The following is a 21,481-nucleotide window of genomic DNA, read 5'->3' as shown; positions in this document are numbered from 1 at the left end:
AGACGCTCATTTTCGAATCCAAGCACCGGCGTTACTCCTCGAAGGCACAACCCCTCGCCTAAATAACGCCTGCATTCCCGCCTCGCTATTTACAACTAGAGATTATCAACACTCAAAGTCACCGCTGAATGATGCACAATCATATTTACGCTGTAAATACCAGCGAGCGCGTGCTATAACTCTTCCAATGGCGAGCAATAAGGAATTAGAATTTTAATTGACCCAGAAATATTATACACATTTTGATTGCATTTCCTTAGAATGATTTTCATACATTCTTGCTTAAATACCATCATCATTTAGTTAATACAGGTTCGCCTCGTTATTTTAAGAACAGGCATCCACGAGGTTATTAATGTATTATTTCTTTGCTTATGGGCGCGTGATATTTTTTTTCAAAATGCCGTTATCCGGGGCCTCTTTTTGAGTTGGGGATGCCTATTACGAAAAACTGACGGTCGTGATATATCAGCTTCAACGTCGGAGACACAACCACGCCTAGAACCCCCTAATCACTCAGATGAGAAGGTCCACCCACCGTGCATGTCCAGCCAGTTTGTGTCCGAGGCGGTTATGTCGCCGAAAACAACTGCTCCTGGCAATCTTTACATAAGCTGGTGCTGTTCGGTTTCCACCGTGGCTTTCAGGGTTGAACCATATTCCCTCGAATTGCTGACCGGCCGCCAAAATCAACCGAGTGCTTCGCCTCAGGGATATCGTAGCTGCTTATATTGCAACCTTCGCCGTTGAGCCTTCTGGCATGATCGCTGTCAACATGGGAACCGGTCATATTGCGCAGTTGGTTGGGTTCACGCAAAAAAATCACTCATGCGCATTCGCCGCAGGCTGACTAAACGGGTTCGGAATCGTCCATTGAACTCCAGCACCCCAGTTTTCGCTCTCCGGCGTGAGTTCGATATCCAAGCGGGCAAACGCCTGCTCCAGCTTCTTTAAGGTCTCCAGATTCAATCCGCCGATTTGTCCCGTTTCTAACCGGGTGACAAAGTTGCGGTTCACGCCAGAAATTTCCTGGAGGTCACGCATCGACTGATTAGCCATCGCCCGAGCCGCCCGGAATTGTGCTCCCCGGAACCGGTCCTTGTGCCCCGGCTTGCGCCACCGCACCCCTGCTCCCCGTGCTGCGGTCGTTGGCAGAAATTCTATTCCGTTTTTTTCGAACGCCTTTTGCAGGTCCTCGGCATCTGAAGAGAACAGCTTGTATCTCGCGGCTTCCCATCGACTGATTTCCCGACGATCCAATCCAATCCACGCGGCGACAACCTCTTGATCTATGCCAAGAAGTGCTCGTGCCGCCCGGAATTGGCTCGCCAAAATCTCCATTTGGCGAAAGAGCGGCTCTCATGGGTGAAATGTCAACATATTGAGCATCCGTCTCTCAAATTTGGTTTTTATCTTATTTTCTTTGCGTTTGTCTCGCGAATCAGTTTATTTCCTTGCTCGCCAGCAACCGGCACCCGAATCAAAAGGTCCCTCTCGATGAACGATAAATGGCTTGGAACTCCGCCCTCCGTGATCCTTCCGCGATTGAGATCGCTCCTTGCTGATCTCGAACAACTCTCCCTTCCCGGCGATCATCCGGCCCTGGATGACGCAGTGATTATTCGAAACTGTGTTCTCGCGAGCCGTGCGGTTCCGTGCCTGATGGGCCTGATGAGCGGGCATCCGACCATCAAAGATGGCCCCGGCGTCACGAGCGAGCTGTTTTATCTCGACCGGAAGCGACGGCTCGGAAGGACACTGAGCCGTTGGTACAGGTTCGACGAAGGCCTCATCTGACCCGGAAGCGGAGAAAACCATGGATACCGCCTTCAAGGACAACCTGGACCAATACATCAGCAAACTACAGCGGATCGCGATCCAGCTGAACGGAGTGCGAAGGGGTGATCCGTTGAGAATAGGACGCGAAGGTGCAGCAATCGCAATGCGATCGGCCCGCCTATTTTTGTCTTATTGTGCGCTCGTGCACCTGGTGCGCCGAAATATTGAGCTGATCTCGGAGCCATTCTGCGTAGCGCTGATTGTCGTACCGGCTGAATGGCAACTGACTGACGTCAATGAGGCGGCGAAAATCCTCTTCAAAGACGAGAAAATGCGCTTTTGTATGCATCCGGCGACCAAGAGCAGGCGCGGCTGGGAGATCGACCCCGCTGAACAGCTGATATTTGGTAAGCTGATCATCTTTGTGACGGAGGGATCGGCGGTTCACGAAGATTTCGAGCTTGCTGCAACGATGCGCGACCGACTCCGAACGTGCGATGTCCGTCACCTCCGAGCGCTAGCCAGACTTAGAGGCTGCGGCGACATTTCCGACGACGAGGCTGCGTTGATTGCCGAGCAACCATCCGAGAGAATGGAGGCCATTTTCCGGATCGGTCAACCGGCTCGCAGGGCAGCACATAGACTGGCCGAGTTTGGTCCACAACGGCCGGTCGCCGAGGAAGTTAAGCACCTGGATATCTCCAAGGGCTTCGGTGAGGCTGGTGATTGGGCGCAGGAGCTGAAGAGGGACCTGCGAGATTGGCGGGATGGGAAGCTTCCCTGGTCCGAAGTCGACAAGGGGTGCCTCCTCTATGGGCCGCCTGGAACTGGAAAAACGAGGTTTGCGGCGGCCCTCGCGGCGGAATGCGACATGCACCTGGAAGCAACGAGCATTTCAAGGTGGCAGAGCAGCAAAGACGGTCATCTGGGCGACTTGCTCAAGGCGATGTACCGATCCTTCGCAAACGCCAAGGAGAAAGCACCATGCCTATTATTTTTGGACGAGTTCGACTCGATTGGTGACCGTGCGAAGTTTGTTTCCAGTTACGCGGACTACAGCATCCAGGTCGTGAACGGACTTCTGGAATGCATCGACGGCATCGAAGGACGAGAGGGAGTCGTTGTCGTTGGCGCTTGCAACAATCCCGAACGGATTGATCCAGCCCTTGTGAGGAGTGGGCGGCTGGAGAAACACATCCACTTCCCATTGCCAGATGCACAGGGTCGCGCCCAAATCCTCGCATTCCACCTTCCATCGCTCGCTGATGAGCCTCTGCTCAAGGAAATTGCCGCCAAATTGCCTGGCAAAAGCGGGGCTGATCTGGAACGCCTGGCGCGGGATGCCCGGCGCGTTGCTCGGCGGGAGCGCCGGTCCGTAACGATTGACGACCTTTATGGGAATATCGAGCCGCTTCCCGTTTTGAACGAATGCTATCAGTTGAAGATCGCGATCCACGAGGCCGGTCATGCACTCGTTGGGCACGGCTTGAATGTTGGCACCGTCAGGCGGGTGGAAATTTTCGACAACGTCGAAAACTTCGCTACTCAAGTTGACGCTCACGGGGTCATTGTGATGCGACACCCGACGTTGCCCATTCAAACCAGAGGGGAAATGCTGAACCGGATTGCATTCCACTTGGCTGGCGCGGCTGCTGAAGAGGTCTTCTACGGCGACCGGTCGACCACAGCATCAGGTGGTAGCCAGAGTGACTTTGCGAAGGCAACGGAAATCGCTGTCGAAATGATCACAAAATGGGGGTTCGGGAAGTCACCGTATTATCTCCCAGGTTCCGTAAACACGAGCAATCCAGGAGAGCTTTGGCGTGATCATCGATTGAGGGCTGAAGTTAACGAAATCCTTCAGACGGAATATGCTCGGGCTAAAGACATCCTCAGCGACCTAAAGCAGACGCTGATAGCGTTCGCGACGGAACTTGCCAGGCACAAAAGCCTGCAAGGAGATGAACTAGAAAAGCTTTGGCCCCAGCCATTTGTGCCGAGTGATACGGAGGCACCGAAAAGCTGACCGTATTTAGTCAGCATTTCCTTGGAGACCGAATTCTTCCTGGTGCCCGGCGGCGGAGCTGGTCGCGTCAATGCGACGTCCGTAATGGCTCGCTTTGGCCAGCTGGACTAAGCCTCCCATCCGGTTCGCGCACCCGTGAAACCTGAGCAAGGCAAAGAGCCCCGAAAATCCTCAGAAATCGACAGCGACGGATAGCCCGGCGCGTCATCCCCATCCCTTTGCCTTCACGAAAGGATCGGCTGCATGCGAGCATGGATCATCAGTGACCTCCACTACTCTCCGACTGACGCCGTCATGGGTATTCCCTTGCCGGTCCCAGATGCGGACATCTGCATCTGCGCGGGAGACATCTCGGAAAATATTACTATGAGCATCGCTTACCTGCGGCGAGATATCGAGCCGCATATGCCCGTGATCCTCGTCCTTGGAAATCACGACTATTATAACGGGAGCATCGATTTCGCGCTGGAAAAAGCACGGTGCGAAATTGAGGGCACCCGTATCCATCTCCTCGAAAATCAAAGCATCGAAATGGCCGGTTGCCGTTTTATTGGCGCAACGTTGTGGACGGACTTTGCGGTTTCCGTCGGTGACGACGAGCATGTTCCGCCGGAGGAGCGGCGGGCGAAAGCCTTCGGACTGGTGCCGTACCTAGTGGCAGACTTCGAATGCATTTTTCGATCCGACCCGCGACGCCCCGGTGAAAACGGGCTGATCACAGTTCAAGAAATCCTTAAGCGCCACATCGCGAGCCGATCATTCATTGACCGCGAACTGGAACAGCCGTTCGACGGACGCACATTCGTCGTGACGCATCACGCGCCGCTCATTCAGAGCTTCGATCCCCGGTTCCATGGCGACATAACCAATGCCGCGTTCGGAAGTGATCTGTCCGATCTGATCGCGCGGCGACGGCCGTCGGTTTGGATACATGGCCATACCCACAAATTCCGCGACTATACGGCTGACAAGACCCGCGTAATTTGCAATCCAAGGGGCTACGGCGGCGAACGCGGCACGTCGGGATTTCGGCAGGATTTCGTCATCGATCTTTGAGAGGCTGTCGACATGACAGATTTGTGGTTCGAGGTGTGCGAAGGCGCGAGCATGGATCAGGAGAAGGCAACGCTCCTTGAATTCCGTCATCTGCTCGACGATCCCAAGAGCGCAAGGCTGCTGGGAAACGATGAACAAATCCTATTATTGGCGAAAGCGTTGCGGCAGGTGGACCAGCTTGTTCGCGGGCGCACAGACGTAAGCTTCCGCTTCATACGGATGGTGGACGGTGAAGCGTACGGCCAATTTGCTTCGTCCCGGAACGTCGAGATCGAATACGCAATGGTTGGGCCGCCCCCCCTTCGGGCCGTCATCGATCAGATTATGGCCACAGCTTCAATTCGACCCTCCTAGTCGGTGCACTGGCGGGCGGAATGATAGGCGAGCTCCCGGAATAGAGCAGCCCGCGACTGGAGAACCGGCTTATGTTCTTAAAATTATACTCGTCGCGAGAGCCTCAATTTAGCTCGTCGCGCTCGGGGCGACAGACTGCCCTCCGACTCCACGGCCATGGTGCGGCTGATCACGCGGCTCCGAATAGCCGGTTTTGAAGCTCATCTTTCATCGGAACACCACCCTCATTGATCATCTTCATCAAACAAGATCGAAGAAGATTGAATGAAGCGACCAGATCGTCAGGGACATGCCTTGGCTTCCCATGAGCGGCGGCAGACCTCTTGTCGTAAAGGGCAGCAATCCGCTTCTGAGCCTCAGCACGCTCCTGCCCTGGATCGTGAAGATATGCTGCTATGAGGGCCGAAACCCGAAATTTAAGTTCGGACGTCGAAGGAGAGAAGAGCGCTTCTAACGCTCCCCATAGGGAAATGAGTGCCAAGGCGTCGTTCGGAATGAACTGCCCAGCGTCGAGGGCCGTTGAAGCGATGTGAAATTCCTGGTGCGCTGATCGCAGCTTCATCACCGTCTCAAACTTCGAGGCGACCCATTCTATCCCTATTCCGTCAGTCTTTTCATCGTCGCTATTTCGTAGAGAGAAATGCCGAGGCCTTGTTTCCAAAGCGAGGACAGGCACGGTTCCATCCGGAGCATCTTTGAGCTTTTCGAATGGTATCCGTGAAGCTGCCGTCATCACAATCGAGGGATCGCATCGAAGACGCAGAAGCGAGACGATGATCGATCCGGTGACAAGGCAGGCACCTTCATCCGCACCTGCCGACAAGGGTATCCTTATCTGAGCGGTTATATCAGCCCCCGATCCCCCCAAGACTGGTTTCCAGGGCCCGGGATGAGGGCCGCCGTCCAATGGCTTTGCAAAGGCGAGAACCATTGGGGACATGAGGTGAGCAAACGTGCTCTCGATAGAGATGCCCCGGCTGATCTCGATCCGCCGATCAAGCTCGATGTTCGACAGACCAATGTATAGGCAGTCTGATCCAAAGGTGCTCTGTAGAGACATTCTTTATTCTCACGTTGACGATGCGGAATTTGGACCAGTTCCGCCCGAATAGGAAGGCTTGATCTGCCAACCGTCGCGGCGTTGAACATCGGAGATTGACCCTTGGCCAGGTCCACGCAGGCGCCCCCATCGCTCGCGTTTTCAAAAAGCATGGAAAAGGCATTTAAAAGGCATTCGTCTACCAGCGCTTTGCAATTTAGCAGATAACTGTTGACAGATCGACCGGAGTTCCATATGTCTTCGTTACGTTCCAGCCAATCATCAATAAATGGGCATGCTGACATGACAAATGTTAATGGTTCGCCGATAAAATCTGCAACAAGACGCGGGCTTTTCGAGTTCGGCGTTGAAACACTTGAAAAACAAGGCTGGACGGTTTCGAGGATTTTGCGAGGCGGCAAAGCCAGCTTGCGGCAAATCTCCAAAGGAGCGGAAAAGCGTCGAGTGTCAATAAGAACGTCCCAAGACGCTTGGATTGCTTTCCCACGCAAACGCAGTGGCGACGGCTGGGTCACGCTCGATGATGTCGACTTTGTGGTCGCTGTTTCCGTTGATGACAAGATCAATCCCACCCTCGCTCGCGTCCATATGATCCCTGCCGACGACGCCAGAGCGCGATACGACCGAGCCTACGAAGCCCGCAAGGCAGCGGGGCACACGTTGCCGGTTGGCCGTGGTCTTTGGCTTTCGCTCTACAACGAGGAAGCTCCCGATCCGGTCAGCTATGTGGGCGCAGGCATGGGATTGGCCTACCCCCCCATCGCAACCCTCGACCTGGCAAAGGAGGGGTTTCCGCAGGACGGCGAGGAGGTTGACGACGAGGTGTCGGACGATGAACCCGGGACATCGCCAGCAGCGCCAGCGCCTGAAATCCCACTGACGATACCGGAAGCCAAACGACGGCTCGCGGAAAGTTTGGGAGTTCCCATATCCGCTATAAAAATCACCATCGAGCACTAAACTGGAACGTAGGGCTTGATTGTGTGCCGCTGGCCGAAGGGCCAGCGGTTTCGTGCGTTGAACGAGGCAAGCGATTATTCATCGCCGAGCCTGTAAACATCCGCGTTGTCTTGGCGCTCTCGCAGCCCTTCATACCACGGCTGCCTCAGCTTCCGTCAGGCGTCCACTGCCTAAACTCGATCTCGGCAATCAATCGGCTGCACCCAACCTGCGGCGAATTCCGTCGCCAAGGTAGCTTAATCAATTTCGACCGCACCGCCCAACCTCGAATGGAATGGGCTCCCCGTCCACGGCAGCGCGGGCCTCGAACTGGGTCTGATCAAGAAATACTCACTTCCATGGAATATGAGGAGCGCCAGATAGCTCACAGACGTGCAATAAACGTGGTGGTTCGTCTGCCGACAATCGCCGCTTATCGCGAACCATTATTGCCCTCGGCTTCCGTTCTTAGATGCAATCTATCCGGAGCGAGATAACCTTTCCCAGTACATTCACCTCAAGTAAAGAGGCGGCTTGCATGGTAGATCGAAAACCGCTTTAACGTGTGGCGGGACGTATAGAGGGGTTGAAAAGTGACCGATTTCGAACAGCAGCCATTTGGCGATGCCGAGTTTCTGGATAATCCGCAAGCGCGTTGTGCTTGCCTGCTTCTGCTAGACGTTTCAGGCTCCATGGCCGGTGCGAAAATCCAGCAGCTGAACGAAGGCCTTCGCACCTTGCAGGAAGAGGTTCAGTCGGACAGCCTTGCTGCCAAACGCGTCGAACTAGCAATGGTCACATTCGGACCTGTCAAGGTCGAGATGGACTTTACCGGAGCCAATGACTTTTTTGCTCCGCAGCTCGTAACACAGGGCGCGACCCCGATGGGCGAAGCAATTGTTACCGGCCTTGAGATGCTGCGTGCTCGCAAGGACAAATACCGAGCAAACGGCGTAAATTTCTACCGCCCTTGGGTTTTCCTCATCACTGATGGTGCGCCTACAGATGACGTTACCCTGGCGACTCAAATCGTCCGCCAGGGCGAGGATGCCAAGGCGTTCATGTTTTATGCTGTGGGTGTCGAAGGCGCGGACATGTCGCGCCTGCAACAAATCACCGTCAGACAGGCGTTGTCGCTGAAGGGCTTGCAGTTCAAGGAATTCTTCCAGTGGCTTTCCAATTCGCTGTCAGCTGTTTCGCGCTCGAATCCTGGCGAACAGGTACCGTTGGTAAATCCGACGGCACCTGATGGTTGGGCGTTCGCTGGCTAAAATGTCCAACTGGGTTTTCGCCGCAGCATCGGTTCGCGGTACATCTCACGTTCGGTCCGGAACACGGCTACAGGATGCCAAACGTTGTTTCGTCAAAACCACGCGTGCGGGTGAGCCCGTCTTCTGCGGCATCGTGTCGGACGGGGCTGGTTCGGCAAAGTTCGGCGGCGAAGGCGCGTCACTGGTTTGCCGAACCCTCGCGACCGGTGCCCGCCACTACTTTGAAACGGCCAACAACCTTCCGGATGACGAGACCATTTGGTCATGGATCGATGATGCCCGTGACCGCATTTCGACGGCCGCCGGAAAGCGCGATCTCACACCGCGCGATTTCGCAGCCACGCTTGTCTTTGTTCTCGCAACTCCGGAAGAGGTTGCCGTGTGCCACATCGGCGACGGCGCAATAGTTGGGCGGGAAGCGCATACCGGAGAGTGGGTGACGCTAAGTTCCCCAGAGAATGGCGAATATGCGTCCACGACCTACTTCATCACCGACGAACAACCTCGGGCTCGTTTCAAACGTCATGATGGCGACTTCGATGCGGTAACTCTATTCTCGGACGGAATTGAGGGCCTTGTGATCGACAGCAAGACCGGCAGCCCGCATCCGGGATTTTTCCAACCGGTCATACGGCCTCTTGAGGCTAGCGAAGACGATGGACGTCAAATGCTGCTCTCAATGCAGCTCGCACAGTTTCTCGACAGCAGTCGCATCAACGAACGCACGGACGATGATAAAACATTGGTGGTGGCATGTCGTCGGTGACTGACAAGCTTTTTGCTGATGGTCGAGAGCTTAAGCTTTCCAACCGGGTTGGTAAGGGCGGTGAAGGCGAGGTGTTCTCGCTGGTCGATATCCCCGGCCACGCGGTAAAGCGATACTTCCCACAGATCGCAGGTGACCGCGAATCTAAGATTCGGGCAATGGTTGGATCGCGTGTGTCTGCATCCGCGACCACCGTTGCGTTTCCCGAACAGATCGTAACCGATAGCCGTGGCAAGTTCGTCGGCTTCATGATGCGCCTGGTCGACAAGCACAAAGAAATTCACGAACTTCAGACACCAAGCTCCCGGCAGAAGCATTTCCCGAAGGCAGATTACCGCTTCCTTGTTCGCGTGGCACTGAACGTCGCCCGAGTTTTTGCTCAGGTCCATTCAACCGGCTGCGTTGTGGGCGACATCAATCAGCGCGGCATCCTAGTCTCAGAAACGGCGACCGTCGCACTCATTGATGCTGACAGTTTCCAGTTTGTTCATAATGGGGATCGGCACCTGTGTGTCGTGGGTGTGCCGGAATACACGCCTCCTGAATTGCAGGGAAAGAGCCTCAAAGATATTGTCCGGAGCAAGGATCATGATGCCTTCGGGCTTGCCGTCTGCATCTTCCAAATCCTTTGTATGGACAGGCATCCGTTCTCGGGACGCTTCAGAGCTGGCGATATGCCGTTGGAAAAAGCGATCAGCGAATTTCGCTTCGCCTATTCAGGCCGTAACACAGGAATGGAACCTCCCCCGGGCAGCGTCAAACTGTCGGATTTTCCACCCTCCGTGCGACTGAATTTCGAGGAGGCGTTTGCGCCCGATCATGTTGGCAAACGCCCAAGCCCGGAGATGTGGGTCAAATCGCTTGAAGAGCTTGAGCAATCCCTTAGACCCTGCTCAAAAAACCGGCTCCATCATTATTCCCGACTGGCGCAGGACTGCCCTTGGTGCCGCATGGAGGCCACGTACGGTCGGCCGCTGTTTGTCAATCCGGATATCGCCTCTGTTATCGTCGGAGACTCGAAGGCCGATGCTGGCAGAGGTTGGGTCATCGACGTCGCGGCGCTTCTCGCCACCATCAATAGCTGCGTTATCCCGACGTCAGTCAATATCAGCCTTCCCGCGATAGATCATACCCTCAGCCCCAGTGCCGAGGTGCAACAGCAACAGAATAGCCAGGGCCTTTTGCCATTTATTCGGATTGCGGGGCTCGGGATTGCCGCCTTTGGGGTGTTCACCCTTACCCTCAAGCACCCGTCTCTTTTGCTCTCGTTCGGATTGATTGGGTTTGGTCTCTTCCTCGCATTCAAGAAAGCGGAAGAGAAAGGCAGCTCTCTGATCGCGCGGCATATGCAGACGTGGTCGAAGATCAAGGCGGTGGTTCAGGCAATCCAGGCCAAAGCTCCCCTTGATAAAGCTCAACGGACAAAATCAGAGGTGCTCGGCGCAATCGAACATTATAAGTCGCTGTCAAAAGCCTATGAGCAGGTAAGGACAGAATACGACGGCCGACGGCGGCAAGAGCAGCTCGAAAGTTACTTGTCGGGTTTCCCATTGAGGCGAGCGAGAATCCCTAAGCTTCGGACATCCGATTTCGCTGCCATGGCCTCCTATAATTTTCATACCGCGTTTGACGTGAAGACACGCGACGTCCAGCAAGTGCAGGGAATTGGACCAGTAAAGGACGCCAATCTCAAGGCTTGGGTGCGCGGCCTGGAAGCCAAATTTCAGTTCAGCCCAACTTACACTGTTGAGGATCAGAATAAGATCAGGGCAAAGCAAGCCGAGATCGTTACGAAACAGAAGGGGCAAGATGATAAGATCAAGAGCCTCATTGCCCAATTGCAGGCAGAGATAAAGGCGTTCGAAGCTTGGCGGACGCAAAACCATCCCGAGCTGATAACTTTATTTCGAGAGCTGTCCCAGTTAGAGTGCGATATCAAAGCGGTCGGGGGAGCGATCCCTCCAAAAGCAAATATCCCGCCGCACAGCATGCAGACACATACGACCTCAAGCTATCAGAGCACCCCGGCCTGGGGTGCGGGTGCGACTAGCGCGGCCTCCCGGCCAATCAGCGGTGGTTCATCGGCATGCCCGAACTGCGGAGCGGCGATGAGACTGAGGACCGCAAGACGCGGATATCGCCGGGGAAACAAATTCTGGGGATGCACTCGCTATCCCGCATGTAGAGGCACAAGGCCTTACTGAATCTGAATCGAGGGTTTAGCTCTGGGGCGACAATGAGCGATAACTACGTTGAGAACTTCCAATCACTTTCCGACTTCATCACTGATTTTACCCAAATGCTGCCTCGTCTCGCAGCGACGCGCGAGGGGATCGATCTCTACGGTGCAACCACCTTCTCTCCGTTTTCGATCTTCAATCCGGACGAAAACACATTAAGCCGCGTCATCGCCGAGCTTTTCGATCCGTCTGGTTCCCACGGCCAGGGACTGTTGTTCCTAAACGCCCTCCTTGCGGCAATCCGTATCCCCCGCCTCAATCGCCTCGATACGGTGAAGGTCCGACGAGAGGTAATGACACGCGCCAAACGGCGCATCGATATCGTGATCGAAACTCCTCGCTACGTTATAGGCATCGAAAACAAGCCCTGGGCAGCACAGCAGAAGAATCAACTGGGCGATTACCTCGGCGAGTTAAAGGCTGACCTTCGCGGCCGCCAACCTGTGCTCATCTTCCTCTCCGAGCAGGCGGCACAGACGGCTGGAGACGAAACGATCCGCGTCCCTTACCACCAGGCCCAAGAAAACGAAGCGACCCTTCACAGCGTGCTGGCCGGAGTGGTTAGTGAAATCAAGGCGAACGCGCCAAAAATCTTTGTCGAAGACTTCCTGCGATACATTGAAATCAATTTTGGAGGCGAATACGTGGATACTCCGGCAGACAAGCCTTTCACTGACGCGGTGAGCGCTGAGTTCGACAACCCTCAGCGACGCAAGGCGATTGCGTCCGTTCTTCTGTCCCACGAAATGCTTCACATCCGAATTCTGGATGAAATTGGCGAGTACCTGCTCGCCGAAGTGCGGGCGAAAGTCGGCGAAGATTTCGAAGCTTCTTGCCCATTTCCAGACATTGACCCAAAAGTCTCCGACTGCCTGTGGCAAAAATGGACTCCTTATGGCCTTCGAACACCGTCTTGGCCTGCGAATTGCCATGTGGCTATAGAAGCCGAGACTGATTGGGTGAATGGGATCATCTTTGGCGTAAGGTGTCCGGATGGCAGCAAGCTCCCCGAAAAGTACAAGCACTACGCGTCTCCGGGCCGAACAACTTTGGGCAATATGGTCAGCTCTATCCCCGGAGGAAGGCAGACGAATTATTGGCCGTGGTATAAAAATCTTGCAGAGCGATATTGGGGACAGGAATTCTGCGCACGGCTAGTCATCGAGTCTCCGACTGGTGCCGTGAAGGATCATCCGGAAATCCAGGACCTCGCCCGCCAGTTCGTCGAGATGGCGACGGAGGTGGATCGCTTATTGAAAGCGTCGCAAGCTTGAGCGCCGCAGCATCATTTAGCTTTGTATCCGCCCAGGACCGTTACGAGGTAATCGGTGTCGATCACATAGATATCGTTTGGCCCGGCTCGAACAACGATCCCATCTAAGACGACTTCGAGGTCGCCAGGCTCGCCTATGATCGAGAAAACTGCGCCGCCGCTATAGCCGTCCATCATGGCATTTGGATGATGATGCCGATAGCGCCTATAATAAGACGCGTTCGTTTTGAACACAGGATCAAACGCGCAGTCCATGATCGAACGTTTGATGTTTATTTCGCCTGCTGCTTCAGGACAAAAGTTCTCATGGTACTCGTCAATGACGCCGTCCAATGATGGATAGCCGACTAAGAAAATTGCCTTGACCGTCGGCAAAAGCCACCAACCGGATAGAAATAGGTGTTGTCGACGTCCTTCGTCTTCCAGTCATCGGCGGTCTGGAAGATCAGGAGATCATGATACTCCTCCTCGTGGTTGCCGGTCTCGAACACGCAGCTTTGGAGAAGAATATTTGTTAGTCGATCTGCACCACTAGTGATACGAACAGTTTCCAAAATCTCTTTATCCGGCGTCTCCCCTGCCGGAACCCCAAGTTGGTGTCTTGTCATGACAACGTAATTTGCGCCAGCAAACCTGACTAGCGTTGCCGATCCGCATCTCCACATGGGCAAGGTTCTGTCTTGGCTTTCTCGAAGAACCATCCTGCAGCAACGAGTGATGTAGTCCTCAACGTGTGCAGACTTCAGGTAAAGCCGTCCGACCTTGAGGGAGTTCATTTTTGGGAGGTGGGTGATGTGCATAGCAGCTCGGTGATGTTCTTAATATTGCGCTCGATGTACCACACAACCCACAAATCAAAATTGATCACATTTCACTTCAATGTGTTCAGACATGTCGTCTCACCATCGATAGCTTCTTGATTCCTGCGTCATTGCTGCTGCAAGATAACCGGCGGCACATACATCGGTGTTATGAGACCATCGCTTTGGATTCGTCTTTGAACATTGGACGGCCGCGACCCAGCAGGCGTTGGCTTTTTACCTCCGTCCTTTTTTCCGGATGGCAATGTTGCCGTTACTGACTGCGATTCCGTTAGCGTCATTGCCTGCAGCACAGCAAGCGCGAAATCGCTATATGCCTTCCCTCCCCGCGAAAACAGCCAATATTTTCCGTATTGCCCTAACGACACACACGGCATTCCTGACGCTTGGCACGCTACTGGTGGGGTTGAACTGCCGCTGTGGTAGAGCCACCCATGCGGAGGCGGTTTTATCGTCAAAGCCGCTAAATCTTCAGGCCGCATTGGATCACCATTAACGGCGTTCGCATAAAGATCACGCATGACCTGAACAGCTTTAGCACTATTAACCGGCGTTACCGATAGCATTGATGAGCTGGAAAAATCTCCGACGCTCAGCGCAACCTCGCTTGTGACACCAGCAGGCGCAAATGTTCGTTTTGGGGAAGCCCCTATGGAGCTATCATATTTCAGACTTGCACCCGAGATGTTTGCAAAAGCAGGAACGGTATACGGATCATCAATAGCTTTAGAAAGCTGCATCTTTATTTGATCATAAGAAGCTGACTCGACGCTGCTCTGATATCTTTTCGCCCCTTGCAAACTAAGGACATCAGCACACCCAGAAATTACGACGGGAAAAAGAAGTACAAAAAACCTTATTTGCATAACCACCCCGCACCAACTCACAAGAAGAGTATTAGTATTGCAATCGTGAGTCGAGCGTTTTTCTGTCGCCGTTCTTTCCTTTCACACCGCGCCGTTGAGGCCGATTAGATTTACCTGGAGAAGCCGCACTATCTGAAGAGAAACGAATATTCTCCTTGGAACCAATGGCAGAGGAAAATAACTGTTCGCCCCAGATCGATTTCAATGACTACCCGGGTTGCGCGAGCACCAATTCCACTCCCAGATCAACTCGCGCAACTTCACGGGCGACTAATAGATCAGTGACCGTTTCCTCTTGCTGCGCGTCAATTGCAGCCGTGGATGTAGCTGCCCGGATACGAACGCGGATTCGGTCGGCCAACCCTGCTGATTGGCGTCTCCACTCGACGGAAGCTAACTTAACCACTTCTTCGCGAATAGTGCGAGCAGTGGCAGGCGCGTCATTGAATTGCTTTTGCTTGAACAAGGCGTCTATCTTAGCGCTGATCTCCTCGAAGGACCATTTTGGCTTCTCTTGAGGGTCGGAACAGAAAAAGGCGTTGGCCACGTCGCTGCGGTACGCGATTGTATGCTGTTTGTTGTTTGGAAGTGGCCCTATCTGGCGTGGTGAGAAGAACACCGAATCCTCGAAAACCCGCCCGAGCCCATAAGACTTATTGAACGCATGTATGTCCGCCAGGACAGGGGCAGCATAAAAAACGCAGCCAGGAAATTTCTTCTCCAGCTCAATCAGATGCGAATGTTGCCTGGAAAGATCGGCTCGCATCAACGCGATCCGGAAAAAAGGCGTCGTTAAACCTGGGCAGCCTCCATTCGAGACCTCAAACGCGGTTGCTTTTTTCATCCTTTCTGGGAGTTTGAACTGAAAGAAGAGGGGTGCCGCTGGAAGATTGATATTAACATCGTAGCCGATCTTTGCCTCTTGAACCAGATTTGGGAAGACGGGTGCACCCGTTGGTGCGGAGCTTAGAGATCGGATGAGGTTTTCAGTGAATGCGTACCCGTAAGAGAACTCTGTATAGCCGACCTTCATACTGTGATATCTCAACCTCGCCAGTTTTCAGCCCGCTTTTTGAAATCGATATCCTTCCACTGCTCCTTCCAGAGTGTGAGATATCTTACGTCACTGGATGCTGGTTCCGGATCGCACTTCTCAACGTAAACGACGCACGGCATAATGACGGCGTCCCCAATCAGCAGGGCTTCTCCTTGCTCAAGTGCAGGCATGCCCTCGGTCAAGTTGCCAAGGGTGTCTGGCAACAGACGTCGGACGTAGCTTTGGTCATCCGGATTGGTGAGGCGCATTGCCAGGAAGTTACTGCACTGAGAAAAAATGGTCTCGGAGATTTCCGACGGCCGCTGGCTCGATATCAAAAGGCTAATACCGTATTTGCGACCTTCCTTCGCGATCCGTTCGATTGCAGCCAACGATGCCTTGTAACGAGCAAGGCCGCTCTTCGGCGCGTATTTGTGGGCTTCTTCATAAACCATCAGAAACGGTTGCTCAGTTGAATTCTCCGCCCGCCGAGCGTAGTAGCAGAAGTCAAACATCAGTCGGGAGATCAGTGAGACGGTGATGCTCAGCAATTCGAATGGGATGCCGCTGAGATCGATGATGGTCACATTAGTTTCGAGCTTGTCCGCGTAGCCGGTGAACTGCCTAAGAACATCCTCTAAGCTGGCGTTTTTCGCCTTGTCACCGAAAAGGAATCCCAAGCGAGCGTTGGTGACTTTCGATCTTACGCGTCTCTCGAATTTATCGATGCTTCCGTCCGCGTATGGCCCCTTTTTAACGCCCGTTGCCTTGATCGCAAACTCGTAGGTCTCAGTGCAGTAATGAATGAGTTGGTCGTCCGTGTCGACAAACTCTTTCTGAGTGCCATCCTTGAGCTTTATGATCAAGGAATTGTCGCTATCGATTTTTTCGCGCGTCAGTGTTCGCAGCGCGTTTGCCAGATGATCGATATTGTATCGAAGCGGGCTGTCGAAATTAACCTTTGCCACCGTTGGATTGGCAACCCGCTTTGCCACCGTGATGATCGAGCGCAGCAAGGCCTCTTGGTTATAGTTGTTGTTGTCCCCAGATTCCAGGAACATGTCTTCCATTTCGTCTTCGTTCAGAAGCCAATAGGGCAAGATGAGGTCGTCGACGGTGATGACGTTTGCCTTCGGAAAGGCAGCCGCGTACTCGGAATGAAGGTCGAAAATAAGGATATGGGAGTTGTTGAGACCCTGATATTCGCCATTTTTCGCCGAGATTGCTTTCTGCAAAACCGTGGATACGCTCGACGATTTACCCGATCCCGATGCCCCAACCACCGCGATGTGTTTGTTGAAGAATCGATCCCCGTGAACCGGAACATCAATATCCCGTTGCCTTGTAAGCGATGAAAATCGGAACCGGTCTTTCTTTTCAAACGCCTCCGCGTAGATCGCCGCGATCTCTTCTTTCGTTGCGGGCACGACTTTTTTCGGCGGGATGGCAAGCTCGTCGCCGCCACGATTAAACTTTCCGTTCTTCAGGGTGCCGAGCGGATAGGCATCAATCATGTAGACGCGTTTGGAATCTGGGACACCCTCGGTCTTCGTTTCCTTCATCTCGATTGAAAAGCTTTCGATGATGCAGATCAAGGAGACGTTGTCGTTATCGGAAACCTTCAGGAAAGAGCCGACGCGCAGCGATTCACCGGCCGCTTGGAAATTGACCAAGTCGTCGACCGCAACGCGAACCTTATTTGGATAGACGGAAACGACTTCCGCATTGACGACTTCGTCGGACATTTTTCCTCCTCAAATGATTTTCTTGATAATTGACAGGTCTTCAATGGGAATCGAGAACAAGCGGCTTTTCGCGCCAGGCAAGGCCAAGTCCAATGGACGTTCGACGAAGAAGTCGTAGAGATGACAGAGCTTCTTTCCCACTCCCCCGAGAGCCTCGGCCAATTGCTCAACGTCATCAGCGAAGCGCAACGATATTTGGCGTTCTCGTGTCTGAGCCGTGTTGATATGATCATTCCTGAATGGTGATCCACGATAGGGAAAGCCGTCTACAAACTCGGTTCCACTGTCGAATAGGTCATTTTTGACCTCTGAAATCAGTTTGTCCGGAGCGTTTCTCAAAAGGATAAAGGGTGTGTGCCGGTCAGAATTCGGGATGTTTCTGATCTTTGCCGAACTCCACTTTCGAGCGATCTCCCGAAGTTGGTCGCATATTGTTGCACCATCCGCCCGACCAGCATCGATGATAAACGCCCTCACAACACCCAGGCTATTATCGGGAGCGAAATAGAGGCGGCGCATGAACTTGCTGTATTCGCTAACTTCCTTTTCACGCAGCAACCACCGATGATGGACCGCTTGTGTACCTTTGAGATGCTCTTGTAGGGCTCGGCGCGTCGTCGTGCGATCCCGATGATCTTTCTTCGTCGCGAGCGTAGCGATGAAGTCAAAGGCCTTAGGATAATGAAATCCTTCCGCTTCCAGCGCAGAGATGTTTTGGTTTTTCCGAACCGCATCGATGACTGCGCCACGATGAGCGGAAAATTCCGTGGAGAGTTTGATTTCGAATGCTTTGCAGAAGGCGTCAATAACCCCGTCTGACGCCGCCATGTCGTCGAGCAGAGATTTCTTCTCGTAAGATTTCGCGCCCGCCGCGTCCTTCACCTCCTTTCGATACTCCATCAACGATTTGAAGCGTTCCACTGAAAGCTCGGTGATATCGATCCTAACGTCTGCGAAGTGGCCGTAGAGCAGATATTTGCGTCCAGCGCGATCTGCTTCGTCCAGCTTATGAAAATGAACAAAGAGCTTGTGCAGGGGCTCGCGCAGCACTGAATCAGTGAGCGTCTGCTCCGCATAATATTTTACCTGGCTATAGACGACACCTTCGTCAGTGTATCGGTCGAAGTCCTCGATACCTTCGATAACAATCTCATCGTCCAGATCAGCGCTGATGATATCCAACAAAGCTGCATCAAGCTGATAAAAATAGCCCCTAATTGAAGCCGTTGCTTCACGTTTCTTATCGACCTCTGTCACCCAATGCCCCGAATCAATCCCTGATTGGCATCATAAACTTTAGATCGCAGCTGAGGCGAGAATCTTCCGAGGAAATCCACTTTCTGGTGATACGAGCGCTCTCGGAGATTAGCTTGCGCGTCACGACGCATGGAAGTTCGGTTCGGAAGCGGAGGACGCAAGTCTGGAAGGTAGGATTACAGCTAATTTCAAAGAACTGATCTCGGCTGCCAAAAGCGAAATGGCCAAAAAACACCTTTCGACGTAGTGGTATCGGCGTTGCAAATTCCCTCAGAACGCGTAGTGTATCACCATCAGCGATTGAATAACCGCATTCACATTTCCTAAACTTGAGGGGGTTTATCGAAATGAACCGCTTTCGCTCGCTTTTACTTGCGTCCGGTACGCTGCTTGCCTCGCATTCTTTGGCGGCCGACGTGAAAATCGTTTCTTGGAACGTCGCCGCCTCGCCCTACGAGCAAGTCCTTGCCCGGGCGTCCGACTACAAGAAGATGGCCGACATCTTATCGCCCGACGTAATCGTGCTGATCGAACTGACCGGTCGATCCGATATCAAGGCCATCGCCGATGCAATTGGCTGGCAGACCTATTACGCGACCGTGTCCGACGGACAGGTCCAGAGTGATGAGATTCACGCCAGCCTGGAGGTCGGCGTCCTGTCCAAGATACCGATTATGTCCGTAATCGAGTTCGATCCAAAGCCGGAAGGACACACCATCCCCGTGTTCACCAACGCCAAACCAGACGGCGACAGCTCGATACCGGTGAAGGAAATGCCACTAAAGGGCATCGACATGATGGGCCTAGCCGCGACCGACCGGGGAACCCTGCGCGTCGATCTCGCAAACGGCCTGACCGTTTTTCCGGTTCATCTGAAATCGAACTCTAACGACGCCTGCTTTGCTGCAGACGATGCAATCAAGGCTTTGAAGAAGCTCGGCCTGCCTCCGGTCCCTGCCCTACAATCGGTACTGGACAACGGGTCGGATTTGAAGGCAAAGGCGGACAAGGACAATGCCTTCAAACGCGAACGGGTGATCGCAGCGACCAAAACCGTCGCAGACGATGCCGTAGCTGGCGGCCGGACGGTTCTGATTGCGGGCGACTGGAATACGTCCTTCGAGCTCGGCAAATTCGGTCAGTCCTTCGACGACTGCTCTTTGGCTGCCTGTTCCTGCGCGAAGGCTCCCTTCCCTGCGAGCGCTTGCACAGGCGACGGTTTCGACGACACGTTCGCTATTATGACGGTGCCGCTCGTGGGCAGCCAGAAATGGTCGATGCTGACGAAAGACCTTGGCCGGACTTTCAAGGACGCGGAATTCGCGGACAAAGCGATTGACCACATGACCGTCCCGGTCGCCCAGGCTTCCTCGTTCGCCGCGCCGAAGGTGGCACCTGACACATTTGGCTCCGATCACTTCCCGATATTCACCGTCTGGACCGGCGGTCCCTAAACGTTCGTTCGACCGGAGACCAATGCACAATATTAGGACAAAAGAATTTTCTGCAAAGGGACGAACGTGGCCGAAGTTGCCTCGGATTTGATCGCCAATATCGAAGGTTATCAGCAGCTGCTCACGACACTATCGTTGGGCATCTCTGCCGGAGCGTTCGCACTTATCGTCCAAATTCTGTTCCACAATACTAGCAACTCCAACAGAGTAAACCTCTGCTGGAAGTGGGGTCTTGTGGCGGGCGTTGGAATTCATCTTTTTTCGGTTTTGGCTGGTATAGCAACGAAAAGTGCGTTGGTTTCCTCGGTTCCCGCTTTGCATAAAATAGAATGGGGCGGGTCCTCTGCTGCAACATATCTGCAAGCGGCCGGATTGGAGCACATTTCATATTTCGCCATTGGACAGATAGTCCTCTTCGCTGTTGGCACGGCCGTGCTCTTCGCGGTTTTGATAAGGAACGTGAGATTGCTATGACAAAGATCACCGGTTGGAATCGTCGATTCGTCTTAACTGCCCTAGCGGCTTCATCGCTGGGCAAAGTTTGGACGACAACTGCATCTGCACAAGCAGCCTCTCCCCAGCCAATCAACGTCGGGGCTCTCGCAGAGCGTTTAAGCCCATCGACGGCCATTGACCAGATTAGTGTCGACGTGGGTTTTATCCATTCATGGCGATTAGAAATCGGTCCTCGCGGGTATGAGAAGGACCCCAAATGGGGAGAAGAGGCAACATCTTTCAGCCGTACTGTGTTCATGCAGCTCGGAGGAAACCCGGCCGCTCTGGTATCTGCTGCTAGTTCCGAGGTCGAGGAGTTCGATAAACTCGCTCTGTCGTCCTTCCAAGAAAATCAGCCGAGTTTTCGAGACTTCTTAGTGAAGATCGGCGTCGAGCCAGATGGACAAGCCGGTGGTCGCATCCAGCAATCGCTCCGTGATTTTCAGGCACTCGGTGTGTCAGCGAAGGCGGATGTCAAGACAGCGAGAGAGCGCTCGTTTTTTTGGCCTTGGTGCTGAGGGAGCTGTCTTCTTGTCGCTAGATCATTCGCTGCAATACGCGATACGACGAGACCTCGCCGGGGTCGACGAACAGCGCGGACCTCATCGGGCCAGCGCTTGTGATCTCACGTCCACTTTCTGGTGGTGTGAGAACCTGCAATGCAGCTTTCATGGAGAATCTCCCTTTGCTCATCCATGGAAAGCCAATCCAAGATTAGCACTCCAACGTGGAGCGGAACACCGGTTACTGTGGAACGGTTCCCGTTGACAATCTGACTGGCCCGTTTACCTTTAGATCGGACGGAGGCAAGTCGATTTGCTTGCTTGGGGCTGGTCAAAGCCCGCCAGCGTTGCGCAATAGAAGCGCTCGTACCGTTCAGAGACTGCGGAGTGCACGCCAATCGGCGTCGTCTTGTGCGAGGATTACCTCCCAACTGAGGGGCGGCTCTTAAGTCGCTGCACGTCCGCTTCAGCAATGAAGCAAAGGACGTGGACTCGTGTGTTCGAGCAGGCGAATACGAAATCTCAGACGAAAGGCCGCCG

General features: G+C 53.7%; 19 protein-coding genes. 12 read left to right on the top strand and 7 right to left on the bottom strand.

Annotated elements, in window-relative coordinates:
• Positions 1-822: 822 nt before the first annotated feature.
• Complete coding sequence (locus tag AMK00_RS10260; RefSeq protein ID WP_064810316.1) at positions 823-1,341, bottom strand: helix-turn-helix domain-containing protein; 519 nt, start codon at positions 1,339-1,341, stop codon at positions 823-825.
• 156 nt (positions 1,342-1,497) lie between these two features.
• Between AMK00_RS10260 and AMK00_RS10255 the strand changes: the two genes are divergently transcribed.
• From AMK00_RS10255 to AMK00_RS10240, 4 genes are all read left to right on the top strand, one after another.
• Complete coding sequence (locus tag AMK00_RS10255) at positions 1,498-1,797, top strand: hypothetical protein (RefSeq protein ID WP_064810315.1); 300 nt, start codon at positions 1,498-1,500, stop codon at positions 1,795-1,797.
• Between the two features lie 19 nt (positions 1,798-1,816).
• Entirely contained in the window at positions 1,817-3,805 is a 1,989-nt protein-coding gene (locus tag AMK00_RS10250; protein WP_064810314.1) for an AAA family ATPase, read from the top strand.
• Between the two features lie 243 nt (positions 3,806-4,048).
• Positions 4,049-4,861: a metallophosphoesterase family protein gene (locus tag AMK00_RS10245; RefSeq protein ID WP_064810313.1), complete on the top strand. Its 813-nt coding sequence runs from the start codon at positions 4,049-4,051 to the stop codon at positions 4,859-4,861.
• 12 nt (positions 4,862-4,873) lie between these two features.
• Positions 4,874-5,215 (top strand): hypothetical protein, encoded by a 342-nt coding sequence (locus AMK00_RS10240; protein ID WP_064810312.1) that lies wholly within the window; start codon positions 4,874-4,876, stop codon positions 5,213-5,215.
• Positions 5,216-5,384: 169 nt separating this feature from the next.
• Here the strand turns inward: AMK00_RS10240 and AMK00_RS10235 are convergent, their stop codons facing one another.
• Positions 5,385-6,275, bottom strand: coding sequence for a HEPN domain-containing protein (locus AMK00_RS10235; protein ID WP_064810311.1), 891 nt, complete (start codon positions 6,273-6,275; stop codon positions 5,385-5,387).
• Between the two features lie 234 nt (positions 6,276-6,509).
• Between AMK00_RS10235 and AMK00_RS10230 the strand changes: the two genes are divergently transcribed.
• The 5 genes from AMK00_RS10230 (at position 6,510) to AMK00_RS10210 (ending at position 12,765) form a co-directional block, all read left to right on the top strand.
• A complete protein-coding gene (locus AMK00_RS10230; protein ID WP_210185424.1) occupies positions 6,510-7,235 on the top strand; it encodes a hypothetical protein in 726 nt (241 codons plus the stop codon).
• Between the two features lie 572 nt (positions 7,236-7,807).
• Entirely contained in the window at positions 7,808-8,485 is a 678-nt protein-coding gene (locus AMK00_RS10225; RefSeq protein ID WP_064810309.1) for a vWA domain-containing protein, read from the top strand.
• Position 8,486: 1 nt separating this feature from the next.
• Positions 8,487-9,251 carry a PP2C family serine/threonine-protein phosphatase gene (locus AMK00_RS10220; RefSeq protein WP_064811687.1) on the top strand — a complete coding sequence of 255 codons (765 nt, stop codon included), beginning with the start codon at positions 8,487-8,489 and terminating at the stop codon, positions 9,249-9,251.
• Complete coding sequence (locus tag AMK00_RS10215) at positions 9,239-11,455, top strand: topoisomerase DNA-binding C4 zinc finger domain-containing protein (RefSeq protein ID WP_064810308.1); 2,217 nt, start codon at positions 9,239-9,241, stop codon at positions 11,453-11,455. Before AMK00_RS10220 ends, AMK00_RS10215 begins: the two co-directional genes overlap by 13 nt.
• Before the next feature lie 32 nt (positions 11,456-11,487).
• The gene (locus AMK00_RS10210; protein WP_064810307.1) at positions 11,488-12,765 is read left to right on the top strand and encodes a PDDEXK-like family protein; all 1,278 of its coding nucleotides are present in this window, start codon (positions 11,488-11,490) and stop codon (positions 12,763-12,765) included.
• Positions 12,766-12,776: 11 nt separating this feature from the next.
• Here the strand turns inward: AMK00_RS10210 and AMK00_RS10205 are convergent, their stop codons facing one another.
• The 5 genes from AMK00_RS10205 to AMK00_RS10190 form a co-directional block, all read right to left on the bottom strand.
• Complete coding sequence (locus AMK00_RS10205) at positions 12,777-13,139, bottom strand: hypothetical protein (RefSeq protein WP_145924203.1); 363 nt, start codon at positions 13,137-13,139, stop codon at positions 12,777-12,779.
• A 553-nt stretch (positions 13,140-13,692) separates the two neighbouring features.
• Positions 13,693-14,325, bottom strand: coding sequence for a hypothetical protein (locus AMK00_RS30685; protein WP_082930876.1), 633 nt, complete (start codon positions 14,323-14,325; stop codon positions 13,693-13,695).
• Between the two features lie 334 nt (positions 14,326-14,659).
• Positions 14,660-15,484, bottom strand: a complete 825-nt coding sequence (locus AMK00_RS10200) for a hypothetical protein (RefSeq protein ID WP_064810305.1) — start codon at positions 15,482-15,484, stop codon at positions 14,660-14,662.
• Between the two features lie 11 nt (positions 15,485-15,495).
• Entirely contained in the window at positions 15,496-17,232 is a 1,737-nt protein-coding gene (gene herA / locus AMK00_RS10195) for an anti-phage-associated helicase HerA (protein ID WP_064810304.1), read from the bottom strand.
• 9 nt (positions 17,233-17,241) lie between these two features.
• Entirely contained in the window at positions 17,242-18,489 is a 1,248-nt protein-coding gene (locus AMK00_RS10190) for a DUF4297 family anti-phage-associated protein (RefSeq protein ID WP_064810303.1), read from the bottom strand.
• Positions 18,490-18,836: 347 nt separating this feature from the next.
• Here AMK00_RS10190 and AMK00_RS10185 point away from each other — a divergent pair, with 347 nt between their 5' ends.
• The 3 genes from AMK00_RS10185 (at position 18,837) to AMK00_RS31890 (ending at position 20,956) form a co-directional block, all read left to right on the top strand.
• Positions 18,837-19,943 carry a hypothetical protein gene (locus tag AMK00_RS10185; RefSeq protein WP_064810302.1) on the top strand — a complete coding sequence of 369 codons (1,107 nt, stop codon included), beginning with the start codon at positions 18,837-18,839 and terminating at the stop codon, positions 19,941-19,943.
• A gap of 66 nt (positions 19,944-20,009) precedes the next feature.
• Positions 20,010-20,417, top strand: a complete 408-nt coding sequence (locus AMK00_RS10180; RefSeq protein WP_064810301.1) for a hypothetical protein — start codon at positions 20,010-20,012, stop codon at positions 20,415-20,417.
• A complete protein-coding gene (locus AMK00_RS31890) occupies positions 20,414-20,956 on the top strand; it encodes a hypothetical protein (RefSeq protein WP_145924202.1) in 543 nt (180 codons plus the stop codon). The genes AMK00_RS10180 and AMK00_RS31890 overlap by 4 nt, the downstream gene beginning before the upstream one ends.
• Positions 20,957-21,481 lie beyond the last annotated feature (525 nt).

Origin of the sequence: Rhizobium sp. N621 (genome assembly GCF_001664325.1) — a bacterium.
Taxonomy (GTDB): Bacteria; Pseudomonadota; Alphaproteobacteria; order Rhizobiales; family Rhizobiaceae; genus Rhizobium; species Rhizobium esperanzae.
This window is presented reverse-complemented; position numbering and strand designations above follow the sequence as displayed.

Excerpts from the sequence above, each read along its gene's own strand:
- AMK00_RS10260 (WP_064810316.1), bottom strand. The coding sequence starts at position 1,341 with ATGGAGATTTTGGCGAGCCAATTCCGGGCGGCACGAGCACTTCTTGGC.
- AMK00_RS10255 (WP_064810315.1), top strand. The coding sequence starts at position 1,498 with ATGAACGATAAATGGCTTGGAACTCCGCCCTCCGTGATCCTTCCGCGA.
- AMK00_RS10250 (WP_064810314.1), top strand. The coding sequence starts at position 1,817 with ATGGATACCGCCTTCAAGGACAACCTGGACCAATACATCAGCAAACTA.
- AMK00_RS10245 (WP_064810313.1), top strand. The coding sequence starts at position 4,049 with ATGCGAGCATGGATCATCAGTGACCTCCACTACTCTCCGACTGACGCC.
- AMK00_RS10240 (WP_064810312.1), top strand. The coding sequence starts at position 4,874 with ATGACAGATTTGTGGTTCGAGGTGTGCGAAGGCGCGAGCATGGATCAG.
- AMK00_RS10235 (WP_064810311.1), bottom strand. The coding sequence starts at position 6,275 with ATGTCTCTACAGAGCACCTTTGGATCAGACTGCCTATACATTGGTCTG.
- AMK00_RS10230 (WP_210185424.1), top strand. The coding sequence starts at position 6,510 with ATGTCTTCGTTACGTTCCAGCCAATCATCAATAAATGGGCATGCTGAC.
- AMK00_RS10220 (WP_064811687.1), top strand. The coding sequence starts at position 8,487 with ATGTCCAACTGGGTTTTCGCCGCAGCATCGGTTCGCGGTACATCTCAC.
- AMK00_RS10215 (WP_064810308.1), top strand. The coding sequence starts at position 9,239 with ATGTCGTCGGTGACTGACAAGCTTTTTGCTGATGGTCGAGAGCTTAAG.
- AMK00_RS10210 (WP_064810307.1), top strand. The coding sequence starts at position 11,488 with ATGAGCGATAACTACGTTGAGAACTTCCAATCACTTTCCGACTTCATC.
- AMK00_RS30685 (WP_082930876.1), bottom strand. The coding sequence starts at position 14,325 with ATGCAGCTTTCTAAAGCTATTGATGATCCGTATACCGTTCCTGCTTTT.
- AMK00_RS10200 (WP_064810305.1), bottom strand. The coding sequence starts at position 15,484 with ATGAAGGTCGGCTATACAGAGTTCTCTTACGGGTACGCATTCACTGAA.
- herA (WP_064810304.1), bottom strand. The coding sequence starts at position 17,232 with ATGTCCGACGAAGTCGTCAATGCGGAAGTCGTTTCCGTCTATCCAAAT.
- AMK00_RS10185 (WP_064810302.1), top strand. The coding sequence starts at position 18,837 with ATGAACCGCTTTCGCTCGCTTTTACTTGCGTCCGGTACGCTGCTTGCC.
- AMK00_RS31890 (WP_145924202.1), top strand. The coding sequence starts at position 20,414 with ATGACAAAGATCACCGGTTGGAATCGTCGATTCGTCTTAACTGCCCTA.